This is a genomic window from Planococcus sp. VCh962 (assembly GCF_057748275.1).
Genome location: NZ_JBYLHS010000001.1, coordinates 422,930 through 436,398, shown reverse-complemented (window position 1 = coordinate 436,398; position 13,469 = coordinate 422,930). Strand labels below are relative to the sequence as shown.

16 protein-coding genes are annotated in these 13,469 nt (G+C 44.0%); all 16 read right to left on the bottom strand.

Going from position 1 to position 13,469, the window contains the following annotated elements:
• Positions 1-5: 5 nt before the first annotated feature.
• The 16 genes from AC3AQ9_RS02275 to AC3AQ9_RS02200 all read right to left on the bottom strand — a co-directional run bounded on the left by AC3AQ9_RS02275 (position 6) and on the right by AC3AQ9_RS02200 (position 13,457).
• Entirely contained in the window at positions 6-1,259 is a 1,254-nt protein-coding gene (locus AC3AQ9_RS02275) for a tetratricopeptide repeat protein (protein ID WP_488306807.1), read from the bottom strand.
• Positions 1,260-1,344: 85 nt separating this feature from the next.
• Positions 1,345-2,631: a 3-phosphoshikimate 1-carboxyvinyltransferase gene (gene aroA, locus AC3AQ9_RS02270; protein ID WP_488305831.1), complete on the bottom strand. Its 1,287-nt coding sequence runs from the start codon at positions 2,629-2,631 to the stop codon at positions 1,345-1,347.
• Positions 2,632-2,646: 15 nt separating this feature from the next.
• Complete coding sequence (locus AC3AQ9_RS02265; RefSeq protein WP_488305830.1) at positions 2,647-3,735, bottom strand: prephenate dehydrogenase; 1,089 nt, start codon at positions 3,733-3,735, stop codon at positions 2,647-2,649.
• Positions 3,732-4,115, bottom strand: coding sequence for a chorismate mutase (gene aroH, locus AC3AQ9_RS02260; protein WP_488305829.1), 384 nt, complete (start codon positions 4,113-4,115; stop codon positions 3,732-3,734). Before aroH ends, AC3AQ9_RS02265 begins: the two co-directional genes overlap by 4 nt.
• The gene (gene aroB / locus AC3AQ9_RS02255; protein WP_488305828.1) at positions 4,112-5,191 is read right to left on the bottom strand and encodes a 3-dehydroquinate synthase; all 1,080 of its coding nucleotides are present in this window, start codon (positions 5,189-5,191) and stop codon (positions 4,112-4,114) included. The genes aroH and aroB overlap by 4 nt, the downstream gene beginning before the upstream one ends.
• A 2-nt stretch (positions 5,192-5,193) precedes the next feature.
• Complete coding sequence (gene aroC, locus AC3AQ9_RS02250) at positions 5,194-6,366, bottom strand: chorismate synthase (RefSeq protein WP_488305827.1); 1,173 nt, start codon at positions 6,364-6,366, stop codon at positions 5,194-5,196.
• Positions 6,367-6,817: 451 nt separating this feature from the next.
• Positions 6,818-7,264: a nucleoside-diphosphate kinase gene (ndk, locus tag AC3AQ9_RS02245; RefSeq protein WP_488305826.1), complete on the bottom strand. Its 447-nt coding sequence runs from the start codon at positions 7,262-7,264 to the stop codon at positions 6,818-6,820.
• Between the two features lie 85 nt (positions 7,265-7,349).
• Complete coding sequence (gene hepT, locus AC3AQ9_RS02240; protein WP_488305825.1) at positions 7,350-8,324, bottom strand: heptaprenyl diphosphate synthase component II; 975 nt, start codon at positions 8,322-8,324, stop codon at positions 7,350-7,352.
• An 18-nt stretch (positions 8,325-8,342) separates the two neighbouring features.
• Entirely contained in the window at positions 8,343-9,047 is a 705-nt protein-coding gene (locus AC3AQ9_RS02235; RefSeq protein ID WP_488305824.1) for a demethylmenaquinone methyltransferase, read from the bottom strand.
• A gap of 5 nt (positions 9,048-9,052) precedes the next feature.
• Positions 9,053-9,832 carry a heptaprenyl diphosphate synthase component 1 gene (locus AC3AQ9_RS02230; protein WP_488305823.1) on the bottom strand — a complete coding sequence of 260 codons (780 nt, stop codon included), beginning with the start codon at positions 9,830-9,832 and terminating at the stop codon, positions 9,053-9,055.
• A 77-nt stretch (positions 9,833-9,909) separates the two neighbouring features.
• Positions 9,910-10,131, bottom strand: a complete 222-nt coding sequence (mtrB, locus tag AC3AQ9_RS02225) for a trp RNA-binding attenuation protein MtrB (RefSeq protein WP_488305822.1) — start codon at positions 10,129-10,131, stop codon at positions 9,910-9,912.
• Positions 10,132-10,159: 28 nt separating this feature from the next.
• Entirely contained in the window at positions 10,160-10,744 is a 585-nt protein-coding gene (gene folE, locus AC3AQ9_RS02220) for a GTP cyclohydrolase I FolE (protein WP_488305821.1), read from the bottom strand.
• A gap of 234 nt (positions 10,745-10,978) precedes the next feature.
• On the bottom strand, positions 10,979-11,251 hold the full coding sequence (gene hbs, locus AC3AQ9_RS02215; protein ID WP_036801889.1) for a non-specific DNA-binding protein Hbs: 273 nt from the start codon (positions 11,249-11,251) through the stop codon (positions 10,979-10,981).
• Positions 11,252-11,425: 174 nt separating this feature from the next.
• Positions 11,426-12,136: a YphF family lipoprotein gene (locus AC3AQ9_RS02210; protein ID WP_488306806.1), complete on the bottom strand. Its 711-nt coding sequence runs from the start codon at positions 12,134-12,136 to the stop codon at positions 11,426-11,428.
• Between the two features lie 10 nt (positions 12,137-12,146).
• The gene (locus tag AC3AQ9_RS02205) at positions 12,147-12,350 is read right to left on the bottom strand and encodes a DUF2768 domain-containing protein (protein WP_488305820.1); all 204 of its coding nucleotides are present in this window, start codon (positions 12,348-12,350) and stop codon (positions 12,147-12,149) included.
• Positions 12,351-12,437: 87 nt separating this feature from the next.
• Positions 12,438-13,457, bottom strand: a complete 1,020-nt coding sequence (locus AC3AQ9_RS02200; protein WP_488305819.1) for an NAD(P)H-dependent glycerol-3-phosphate dehydrogenase — start codon at positions 13,455-13,457, stop codon at positions 12,438-12,440.
• Positions 13,458-13,469: the final 12 nt, after the last annotated feature.

Below are 13,469 nucleotides of genomic sequence, written 5' to 3'. Positions count from 1 at the left end.
TCCTTTCAATCAAACGACTGTTGCCAATCAAACCATTCGGGATTTTCCGGTTCCAACACCTGAAGTTCTTTAATGATTTCGAGGGCTTTGTCTCTTTTCCCTTCCTCAATCAAAAACCGTGCATATTTCTCCAAAAAATTAGAGTCATCGCGAAAAGCGGGATACGCTTTTTCGAAATAGACAGCTGCTTTTTCAAATTGTTCAGTCCGCTCATATGATTCAGCTATCATTGGGTAAAGCCCTGCCCAGTCATCTTCATTGGCCACAACGCTTTCAGCCAGCTCCAATACATCTTCATCCATTTCTTCTGCATGGAAATAAGAAACAAGTGTATAAATCGCTTCCATATATTCCGGATCTAACGCAATCGCCTGCCTTAAATGATCGACGCCTTCTTCAGCCTTGCCAAGTTTCAATGCCATTTTCCCTGCAAACAAATAAAGCTCTTTACCAAATTCGTCTCTGGCAATTCCTTCGAGAATTGCAGTATAGGCGGCATCATAGTCTTCTGCCATATTGAAACTCTGTGCACGGAGTATATACGCAGAGAAATAATCGGGATCAATTTCAATCAATTTACCTAACCGGTGCCCAGCCAATTCATATTGACGTGTCTGGAATGCTGCAAAAGCGGCGCCATACAAGACATCCGGCTGAATCTGGTCTTTCAATACTTCTTCGTAATAAGGCAATGCTTCTTCATAAGCCGCACCTGCACTGTAAACTTCCGCCAATCTTTCGGAAAGGTTGACTCCCTCTATTGTTATTTGCTCCGCCTTTAAATCCTGGTAAATTTTTGCGGATTCCAGATAGCGTCCCGAATCCAACAGCAGCTCCGCTTTTGCCTGAAGCAGCAGCGGTTCGTCCGGTAGCAGCTCAATTGCTTCATTCAAGCGGCTTTCAGCAGCTTCGAGAAGCCCTTGCAGCTGAAATAGATCCGCCAGTGTGACAAGTGCCTGAGGGTATAATTCGTCGTCTTTCGGAATCTCCATCAAGGTATTAAGCGCTTCATCCTCCCGGTCCACTTCAATCAGCAAATTGGCCCGGTCAACTTTTAATTGAGATTCTCCCGGAAATACATACTGAAGATGTTCGAGGACTTTAATCGCTTCTTCAACATAGCCGATTTCAGCTAACCATTCGGATAAATCGTATTGCTCCTCCGGATCACCGTTCAACATATAAGGTTCCAGTAAAGCGTTTACGGAATCAGGATCCCCTTGCTCAACTGCTTTTTGAATATCTTCAATGCTTGTCATGCTATCACCTATTCTTTCAGTTTCATACTTCCATCCTACACGAAAGTGTGTTCGAATCATAACAAAAAACCCCCCAAATGGAGAGTTAATTGATCAACGAATTCATCTGTTCGACAAAATTTGGAAACGATACAGAAATGCAGTCCGGGTCGTCAATATGCACTTCTCCTTCTGCTGCCAAAGCCGCAACTGCAGCCATCATTCCGAGGCGATGGTCTCCATATGTTTTCATATCAGCACCATTCAAAGCTGTCGGTCCATTGATGATCATTCCATCATCAGTGGCTTTAATATCAGCGCCCATTTTTGACAATTCCGCAACAACTGCAGCGATTCTGTCTGTTTCTTTTACACGCAATTCTTCCGCATCTTTGATGATAGTTGTACCATGTGCCTGAGTGGCAATAAGCGCAATAAGCGGAATCTCGTCGATGAGTCTTGGAATCAGTTCTCCTCCAATTTCGATGCCTTTCAGTTTAGAAGAACGGATGGTCAAATCGGCTGAAGGCTCCCCTTCAACAGCTCTCTCAGTCCAGTCCACATCTGCTCCCATTTGTTTGATAACATCAAGGATTCCGGTTCGCGTCGGATTGCTGCCCACATTGGTGAGCATTACTTCGCTTTGTTCTGTAATCAAAGCGGCACCAATCATGAAGGCGGCAGAAGAAATATCGCCCGGCACTTCGACATGGGCAGCCTTTAGCTTTTGGCCGCCTTCCAATTCAATGGCACCATCATTTCTTCTTGTCAATTTGGCACCGAAATGTTCCAGCATGATTTCCGTATGGTCGCGTGTTGGAACAGGTTCCATGATAATCGTTTTGCCTTCTGCTTTCAATGCTGCCAGTAAAATCGCCGATTTCACCTGCGCACTGGCAACCGGCAATGTGTAAGTGATTGCCTGCAGTTTAGTTCCTTGAATGGCCAGAGGCGTAAATTGGCCGTCTTGACGCCCACGGATATCCGCCCCCATTTCACGCAACGGATTAATAATCCGTTTCATCGGACGCTTCGCAATGGATTCATCGCCTGCCATGACAGAATGGAAAGAAGTTCCCGCGAGCAGTCCAAGCATAAGCCGGGTCGTAGTGCCGGAATTTCCTGTATCCAACACTTCAGATGGCTCTTGCCAAGATTCTTCACCACCGCTATTGATGGTGACCGATTTTCCGGTCAACTCGATATCCACACCCAATTTCCGGAAACAGCTAATGGTGCTCAAACAGTCATCGCCAAGCAAAAACCCTTCCACTGTCGTTGTCCCACTTGCCATAGAACCAAACATAATCGCCCGATGTGAAATTGATTTATCTCCCGGCACTTGTATGGTTCCTTTTAATGAAGGGTTTGAATAAGATAAAGTTAAAGTCATTAAACTGCCATCCTTTCAGGAAATATACGTATCGTACGCTGTTCTTTTATTAATGCATTCTTTTGCCCGTTCACGGTCTTCAGGAGTCTGGAAACTGATGACCAAAATCCCGAAGACATCTTCTCGGGTCTCCAGTATCCGTAAATTGACAATGCTGATTTGTTCTTCTGCCAAATAACCGGTCAGTTCGGAAATGCTTCCTGGAACGTCGGGGATATCGATGTACAAGTCATAAACGCTATACAAGGCCCCATGTCCTGCAATCGGCAGTTCATCCCGCACCGACTTAGCCCGTTGAAAATATTGTTGAATCGGTTCCGGCTCATTTCTGGCCAGCAAGTCTCGGAGCTGTTCCATTTCCTCCATCCAATTGGTCAATTGCTGGACAATCATCCCATTGTTCTGAGTCGTTATATCTCGCCACATTTCCGGATTTGATGAAGCGATTCGGGTAATATCCCGAAAGCCTCCTGCTGCAAGCTGCTTTGCAAAGGGATATTCTTCCTCTTTGGCCAATTGGTGCACAAGTGATGCCGCTATCAGATGGGGAAAGTGGCTGACGATTGCCGTCATATAATCATGCTCATCTGCTTTCAGCACTTCGATTTTCGCTTTTGTCACCGACAAAAGCTCTTTTAGAAATGAGATGCTTTCTTCGCTGGTGCCTTCCAATGGTGTCAGGATATAAAAGGCGTTTTCAAACAACACCTCTTTTGCAGCTTCGACACCGCTTTTATGGGAACCTACCATCGGATGTCCGCCAATGAATGTATGGTCCAATTTTTTAGCGGCTTCCATGATCTGATTTTTGGTGCTCCCCGTATCCGTTAAAATGACGCCAGCTTTCAAATCCCAAAACTTGCTTTGTTCCATTAACTTGATCGTTGTGCCTACCGGTGTCGCAAAAACGATGACATCCGCTTCAGCGGCTGCTCTTTCAAGAGACGGCGGTGAGCTATGTATAATACCCATTTTAAAAGCTTTTCTGGCTGTATGCGGGTCAGCATCATAACCGGCCACATGCACGCCGGCATGCCGCTGCAGCGCTTTTGCCAATGACCCGCCGATCAAGCCAAGCCCGATGATCAGCACTTGGGGGTTCATAGCATTTTCGCCTCGTTGTTTTTAACTAGATCCGGACGCAGTTTCACAGCATCATTCAAATACACGTGCTGGATCTCCTGCTGAGCCAAATTTGTATTGACGTGCATCATGACGCGGATACATAGCGGCAAACTGCCTGGCACGTCCATTTCATGTGTACACATGACAGGAACGTAAGTCCAGTTTTCAAGTGTTCTTACCGCTTTTGCCGGAAAAGCCGAAGCGATATCGGTCGTTGTTGAAATGATAACAGAAGCCACATCATCCGGTTCTATCCCATTTTCTTTTGCCATTTCCAAAACCAGGCGGCTCGTTTCCCGCAAAATATCTTCCTGCCGATCGGCTGCCACAGTGATGGCTCCTCTAACTCCTCGGATCATAATAACACCCCTCTTATTTTTAAGCGTAGTTGTTCATAAGCGGCTTGTGCCCGTTCTTCATCAATCGTTTCGACATACGGCTGACCAGTTTGTTGAAGCAATACGAAGTTCAGCGACCCTTTTGAAGATTTTTTATCCTTCTTCATATAACCGATGACTTCATCAAAAGAAATCTCCTGGATTCTCTCAAGCGGATACCCATTAGCTTGGCACCAGGCCAAAAACTCTTCCAAACGCGGATGTCCGGATAACAGCAATGCATAAGCCATGCCTAAAGCGACTGCTTCGCCATGAGTGATTTTGCCGTATCCGACATAAGCTTCTATCGCATGAGCTAAAGTGTGTCCAAAGTTCAAATACTTCCGGACGCCGCCTTCAAATTCATCTTCTTCAACAATTGCTGCTTTTACTGCTATTCCCCGTTCCAAATGAAGCATCCAGTCTTCATCCCTCAACTCACCGAACGAATGAATGTGCAGCAATTCAGACAGCCACTCTTCATTGGAAATAAAAGCATGCTTGATCACTTCCGCCATACCTGACCGTATTTCATGCTGAGGCAATGTTTTCAGAAACTGGATATTATACAGCACTGCTGCAGGCTGATAAAACGTTCCAATCATATTTTTCCCCAATATATGGTTGATGGCAGTTTTGCCGCCAACCGCACTGTCATGGGCCAGTATTGTGGTCGGGACTTGGATATACGGAATGCCTCTCATAAATGTCGATGCCACAAATCCGGCAACGTCTCCTGTTGCGCCTCCGCCGAACGCCAGAAGAAGCGACTTTCTGGAACAGCCCTCTTTCAATAAAAAGCTTTGGCAATCCATAAACGTTTCAATGGATTTCGCTTGCTCACCGGAAGGAACTGTATAGACACTCACTTCATTGGGCTGCAAAAACGGCAAAAGCGAATCAAGATGGAGCGAAGCGACTTTTTCATCCGCTATGACCACAATGCGATCAGCTGAATTTAATAGCTCGCGGTAGGAGCTCGAGAACAATTCAAATACATCATCAAGTCCGATATGGACATTATATGGTTGATCTGCTTCGACTCGAAGTGATTTCATGTTTAGAACTCCTTTGTGTAGTTTAAGTAGTTCTGCAGATTTTCTTTCAGGCGAGGCATTTGATCCGCATCAAATTGCTCTAGCAGTGCATTGGCCACTTCCCACGCCACTACATGCTCTGCGACTATGGATGCCGCTGGAACCGCACAGCTGTCCGAACGTTCGATGCTTGCCTGGAAAGGTTCTTTCGTTTCAATATCGACACTTTGAAGCGGTTTATAAAGTGTCGGAATTGGTTTCATAACACCACGTACAACAATCGGCATTCCGGTGGTCATTCCGCCTTCAAAGCCGCCAAGGTTATTTGTTTGGCGCGTATAGCCCACACCTTCAGTCCATTGGATTTCGTCATGCACTTCGCTGCCTGGTCTTCTTGCCATTTCAAAGCCAATTCCAAACTCCACGCCTTTAAACGCATTGATGCTCATGACGGCAGCAGCAATTTTCGCATCCAATTTGCGGTCATAATGGACATAGCTGCCGATTCCTGCTGGCATGCCTTCCACTATTACTTCGACCGTTCCTCCGATGGAGTCGCCATTCTTTTTCGCTTCGTCGATCAAATCCGTCATTTGTTTGGTTACGGCAGGATCTGCACAGTATACTGCATCGTTCTCAACGATTTCCCGAATTTCAGCTGCCGTTTTACCTTGGTAGCTTTCCGGATTCACTTTAATTCCGCCAATTTCGGTTACATGGGCTACGATTTCCACACCCATCTGGGACAGCAATTGCTTAGCAACTGCCCCTACCGCGACTCGTACAGTCGTTTCCCGCGCAGAAGAACGCTCAAGCACATTGCGAAGGTCCCGGTGTCCATATTTCATGCCGCCATTCAAATCGGCATGCCCTGGGCGCGGACGCGTAATCTGGCGTTTCACTTCATCAGTATCTTCAATCGGCTCAATGCCCATAATATTCGTCCAATGTTTCCAGTCGTCATTTTTGACCACTAGAGCTACCGGCGAGCCAAGTGTTTTGCCGTGGCGTACGCCTGATACTATTTCAACTGTATCTTTCTCAATCTGCATTCTCCGGCCGCGTCCATGTCCGCCTTGCCGTCTTTTTAATTCCTTGTTGATCATTTCTGCAGTCAGCGGCAATTGTGCCGGCAACCCCTCAATGATGGCGGTCAATTGTGGACCGTGTGATTCTCCTGCTGTTAAATAACGCATGACACTTTCTCCCTTCAACGCACTAAAGTATTTATGTATCACTATAACATATAGTATTTCATCAATTCTATCTTAAATTCAGATAAAGTGAAACTTCAATCTATTGGGAATTTTAACCTTCACTATTCTTTCAACTAACGTTAAACTATTTTGAAACAATTATCGTGAAATAAAAAAACTGCCCAAATGATAATGGACAGTTAAGAAGATGAAATAAATATAGTTAGTTGATTGAAGATATTCCGCAAAACTGCCAGACTTGCCGTGAGCGGGCGTCCACCTGTCTCTGCATCGCTGCGCTAGCTTCGAGACATGAAAAAGAGTTGAAGGGATTTCTTCAAGCTCTTCAACCTAAGCAAAATATCTTTCAAACTCATACCAAAATTATGTAAGACACATACTATTAACAAAGCCAAAATAAAAAAGCAGCTAAGCTGCTTTTTCACCTGGATTAGTTTACCCAGTTGTTCATTGTTTTTTCGTATGATACCAATTCTTCTTCTTTGAAGAACAAGCCGATTTCGCGCTCAGCGCTTTCAGCTGAATCCGAACCGTGGATCATGTTTTTGCCGACAGTAACTGCGAAGTCGCCGCGGATTGTTCCTGGAGCTGCATCTTTAGGGTTAGTAGCACCCATCATTTGACGTGCAGTCAAGATAACGTTTTCGCCTTCCCAAACCATTGCGAATACAGGGCCAGAAGTGATGAATTCAACCAATTCGCCGAAGAAAGGGCGTTCTTTATGTTCGCCGTAATGCTGTTCAGCCAATTCAGTTGGAATCTGCATCAATTTAGCGCCTACCAAGTGGTAACCTTTTTTCTCAAAACGTGCTACGATTTCACCGATAACATTGCGTTGTACGCCATCCGGCTTAACCATCAAGAAAGTTTTTTCCATTATGAACACTCCTCTATTTAAAGCTCGGGCTTTTTGCCCACCTTAAAAAATACTATCAGTTTGGAGCTATTTGTCAACCGCCTGGTTAAAACTTTCTCTTTCCAATGAAAAAGGCAATTTTTCGCATGGTTTTATTGGCGGAGCTTTTTGGCAGGTAATCGAGTTCCTGCAACGCCTTTTTCAGATATCGTTCACTGATGGCTTTCGATTCAGCAATTCCCGGGCTGTTGCGGATGGTTTTAACGACTAATAGCCGTTCTTTGTCAGTCAACTCTCTTTGAAGGCTGTTTTTTAATAGGCTGTATACTTCCGGATCGCGGCGGGCACATAAAACCGGCAAAGTGATATTCCCTTGAATAAAATCGCTTCCAGCCGGCTTTCCAAGCTCTTCATCTGTTGAAGTAAAGTCCAAAATATCATCGATAATCTGAAACGACATGCCAATAAAATAACCGAATCTTCGCAGGTGAGCGGCCGTTTTTTCATCAGTCCCTGAGACTAAGGCTCCCAATTCACAGCTTGACGAAATAAGCAAAGCCGTTTTGCGTTTAATGCGCCGCAAATAATCTCTTAAATTCTGATCAAGTTTATATTTATCTTCTATCTGAATGATTTCGCCTCGGCAAACTTCAATCATCGTCTTGGACAAGATGTGATGGAGTCTCGGGGAATCGATATCTGTGATATACTCCAATGCCCGTGCCAATATAAAATCTCCGGTATACATGGCGACGCTGTTATTCCATTCCGCTTTTACTGTCGGTTTGCCTCTTCGGATATCCGAGTCATCTATGACATCGTCATGGACAAGCGAAGCCATATGGATCAGCTCTAAAGGGACGGCGACTTGTTTCATCACATCAATATTGTAATTGCCGAATTTGCCTGCAAGCAAAACAAAAACAGGTCGGATCCGTTTCCCTCCGGCCTGCAATAAGTGAAGAGAAGCTTCGTTTAATAGGTGAGATTCGGAATCCACTGCCTGTTCTAATTCTTTTTCAATCATATCTAGTTCCGGTTTAAGGTCGGAATAGAGCAATTTCAACTTCACCTTTTCCACTTAAAAAACCTTCTCCCGCTATTTTACTTTTTTAATACCTAAGTGCAATGCAGCCGCACCGCCAGTATAAGGTTTGTATTTCACTTTTTCAAAACCGACTTGGGTGAACAGTTTAGCCAACTGTTTCATCCCCGGAAAACTTTTAGCCGATTCTTGCAGCCAGGAATATTCCTTGTAGCTTTTTGCGAATAACTTGCCGAATACCGGCATGATGAATCGGAAATAAAACCGGAAAAACGGCTTGAACAATAAATTGTTCGGCTGTGACGTTTCAAGGCATGCAATCATTCCACCCGGCTTTAGAACACGGTGCATTTCTGAAAGCACCTGCTGATAATCCGGAACATTGCGAAGACCAAACCCGATTGTCGCAAAATCAAATGAATTGTCCGGAAACGGCAATGACATCGCATTTCCTTGGACCAACTTTACTTGGGGCATGTGTTTGGTTTTCTCGATTCCAACATTCAACATATTCTGGCTGAAATCCAATCCGACCACTTTGCCTGTCTCGCCTGTCGCTTCAGCTAATGCAATTGTCCAATCCGCAGTGCCACAACATACATCAATTGCAGCTGCCCCTTTAGGCACCTGCATTTTGTCCATCGTGTCTTTGCGCCATTTACTATGCTGCTGAAAACTGATGACAGAATTCATCTGGTCGTAATTGTCGGATATTTTTTCAAAAACTTCATGTACACGCTGTTCTTTCGTTTTTTGCATATCAGTCATCCTTCTCGGGTTAGCTGCTCAGCTCTATGCTGGTGCGGGGTTATTTGATGGAGCATAAAGCTCTTGAGTTCATAGTTGAAATTAAAGGAATTGATTGTGAGTGAAATATCTTCATGCAAGATATCCAGCTTCTCCAGGAGCCAACGCTCTGTATGTAAAGGGTGCTGAAGAGTCTGGTTCAACAATCGAAGAATCCGTGTCTGGCTGTTAGTTTGCAGACATTCCAGCTCTTCCGCATATCGGATATAGCTGAGCATTAACGTCGCCAGCGGTGCATATTTCTCGAATCCGTAAAATTTATAAAAAGTCGTCAACAATTCCGTTTCAATCTCTTGGACTGAGCCGTCGATTTCTTCAACTGAACGGACTAATCCATCATAAAACGAGGCTTTGTTTTCACTCACTTTAATGATGGCCGTAGCCAGACGCTGAATCATTGTTATATTGTTTAAATTCGCCAGCATCTGATAATAAATGCCGCTGTAAAAATCTCCAGCCAATACAGTTAACTGCTGTTTTTTCGTTGATACAACCAAATTTTCTTTCACTTGATCATGGGCATGAAGAGCAGCATAAACAATTGAAACTGTTTTTGCTGAAGCCTCTATTTCACCTGACCAATGATTTTCGTCAAAAAAAGGCAACAACAAAAAAAACAAACGTGCCCGTTCAACTGATGGACCTTCCGTAAAATTCTCGAGCGTCCGCTGCCTCATAGCTTTTAAGACGTCGAGTTCCATAGAAGTGATTTTTGAATGTATTAGTTGTTCATTCATACTGCTTGCTCCATTCATGATTTAGCCATATTACCCTAGTATATCATAAGCAAAGGCTCGCCTTCATCCAATAATGCCTATTTTTTCGCTTCACTTTCTACCAGGCCATGGGCTGTTTGAATTTCCGCTTTGCCGCGAATTTTCATCGCTGACGTGTGTTCGGTGAATTGGGCAATCATGACTTCACCTGTATCCAATTTTTCGGTATGGTGAAATTTTGTGTCATTACCGCGAGTTAAACCGATGACGTTTACGCCGTCTTCTAATGCGCGAATTACAATGTATTCTGTTTGAGCCATTTCTTCACCCGTTTCTTTAAAAGTTCAATTAGTTCATATTGATATAAGTAATGACTTCTGATCGTTTAATATCATCTTTTTCGAGCAGGCCTCTTGCTACAGCTGTCACTGTTTTAGCGCCTGGCTTTTTGATGCCTCTCATTGTCATGCACATATGTTCCGCTTCAACCATCACGTATACGCCATGAGGGTTTAGGGTTTCCATCAAAGAGTCAGCAAGGGTCGAAGTGATCCGCTCCTGCAGCTGAGGCCGTTTTGCCACTGTTTCTACGGCACGGGCCAATTTGCTTAATCCGGTTACAACACCATCCCGAGGGATATAGGCAATATGGGCTTTACCAAAAAACGGCACGAGGTGATGCTCACAAGTCGAATAAAAAGGAATGTCTTTTACAAGAACCAATTCCTCATGCCCTTCGTGGAAAACCGTACTGAAATATTCTTTTGGATCTTCTTTCAAGCCGGAAAATACTTCAGCATACATCTTGGCCACACGCTTCGGTGTATCCAGCAATCCTTCTCTGCTTGGGTCTTCTCCTACCGCTTCAAGAATCATGGTAACCGCTTTTTCTATTTTATCTAAATCTACTTTTTTCGAATCTATATCTATCACGTTGTTTCCTCCTGTAAAAGACAAATCGGATTTTTCTAGCTTTAACGGTCCGTAAGATTCCCACCGGGAGAAGTTACTTTTTTATGACTGCAGCAACCGTTTAGGTTTCCCTTGTTTTTTCTCACATGAATCGTAGCATATAGCCACGTTATACGCAAAACTGTTAGCTCAAAAAAAGAATGGCTTTTACGTGAACAAGTCACGAAAAAGCCATTCTATGTACTGCACTGAAAATTATTTCACTGCGTCTTTAAGCGCTTTACCTGGCTTAAATGCAGGAACCTTGCTTGCAGCGATTTCGATTTCAGCACCAGTTTGCGGGTTACGTCCTTTGCGCGCTGCGCGTTCGCGTACTTCAAAGTTACCAAATCCGATTAATTGTACTTTGTCACCTTGAGTTAGAGCGTTTTGAATCGCCTCAAATGCAGCGTCAACTGCTTTTGCAGCGTCTTTACGAGAAAGTTCAGCTGCTTCAGCAACAGAGTTCACTAATTCTGTCTTGTTCATGCTATTCACCTCCTCTCAAAGGGGATACAATACTTCAATCCTGTAAAAAGAGTATCATATCGAAAATCGCATAGCAACAACTAATAGGGCGGTTTGGCAATAAAAAAAGCAAATAATGGAGTAATTTACCTAAATATTTACAATTTCCGTCAAAACCGCACTATTACTGCGATTTTACTCAACTTTAAAGACAGGTTCATTTTTTTCATTCACGGTATAAGGAAGTGAATAAGCTGGAACAACAGGGCTGTCTTCGTATAATAAAAATCTGATATCTTGACCAGGTTCCACTGTTCCTTCATACTCCTGAAGCGCTGTATATAAATCCATCGAGTAGTCTACAAACACATCACCTTTGCCATTCACGACAAGCGGAAGGTTTCTGCCACTATACGGACTGACTGCGGTTTGCTCTTCGCGGAATCCCATTGCTTCATAATTCAGTTTATAGACATTATCTGCAATAATTTCAGAAATTGGGGCTTGGCCGCCATTAGCACTTTTTCGTACGTTTATGGTGCGGATTGCTTCAGTGAGGCGTAAATCCACCAATTTCACCGTTGGATTCTCTTCAACATCCATCAGTACATATTGGTAAACTCCACCCGATTCGTATGCATTCGGTGGAATTTCAGCTAAATACGTCGGAGAAATTTTTGAAAAATCAATCGGGTATTTAATGTATTGATCTACATCCATATCTCTGGTTTTGATCGGCAACAGCCCACCGCTTGCCCCACGGAACTGATTAACAGCATTTTGGACCGAAATAATTTGCTCTTCGTAAGGAATCTGATTTTCTGCCCGTTCGCTTTCCGGATACATACATCCTGCTAATAACATCAAGCTGAGCATCATTGTGATTGCTAATAATCCTTTTTTCATTTTCATCACCTCAAGCGCCGCCTGTTGGCCCGCTAAATATTATGAATACCATGATAAAGAACCCGAGGATCAATAGAATATATGCCGCTAATGCAAAAAGGAATTTCAAGATTCCATTATTTAATTTGTATCTGCTTAAATAAATCATCCCCATCGAGATGATCAAAAAAGCTATACCCGCAAAGGAGACCCACATCTTGTCTAAAGAACTCATAACTGACCGCCTTTCGTTCTGTTTCACCCCGTATTATATCATAAAGAAAGAAGAGGCCGCGGAGCTCAACCTCTTCTTTTGTGACAATTAAAGTAAGTTAATAAGGTCTTCCATTTCGTTTTTCTTCATGCGCCCCATGAGGATATCAACCGCTTCGGTGGTTGATACACCTTCAAATAACACAGAGTATAAGGCAGCTGTGATTGGCATGGGAACATCGTATTTTTGAGACAATTGATAAGCGGCTTTAGTTGTACGGATGCCTTCAACCACCATTCCCATTTCTTCGAGCACTTCATCAATCGTTTTCCCTTTTCCTAGCATATTGCCGGCACGCCAGTTGCGTGAATGGACGCTGGTACATGTGACAATCAAATCTCCGACCCCTGAGAGCCCTGAGAAGGTCAATGGCGTGGCTCCCATCTTGACACCCAGCCGGGCGATTTCAGCGAGTCCTCGCGTCATCAGAGCAGCTTTGGCATTATCGCCATAGCCAAGGCCGTCCGTTATGCCGACAGCTAGCGCAATAATGTTTTTCAACGCTCCGCCTATTTCGACCCCGATGACATCTGTGTTCGTATAGACCCTAAAATAATGATTCATAAACAAATCCTGGACCCGCTCCGCAGATGCCGTATTTTCACATGCCGCCGTCACGGTTGTCGGATGTTCAATTACCACTTCTTCCGCATGGCTTGGACCTGATAAAACTACTACATCTTCCACCCATTCCTCCGGTATTTCTTCCCGGATCATTTCACTGATCCGCTTCAGGGAGTCAGGCTCAATGCCTTTTGAAACGTGGACGAATAGCACTTTTTTCGTTAAGTTCTCTTTGATTTGTGCACAGACTTCCCTAATTGCTTTTGTCGGCACTGCTAATACAAATATATCTGAATGGCTGACGGTTTGCGGCAAGTCGTTTGTGGCTTTGAGGTTTTCCGGCAATTGGATTCCTTTTAGGTACCGATTGTTAGTATGGCTGTTGATTTCTTCAGCTTGTTCTAAACGATGGGTCCAAAGCAATAGGTCATGGCCATTTTGAGTTAATACATAACTCAAAGCAGTTCCCCAGCTGCCAGCTCCAAAAACAGATACTTTTTCCATTTTCAATCCCAC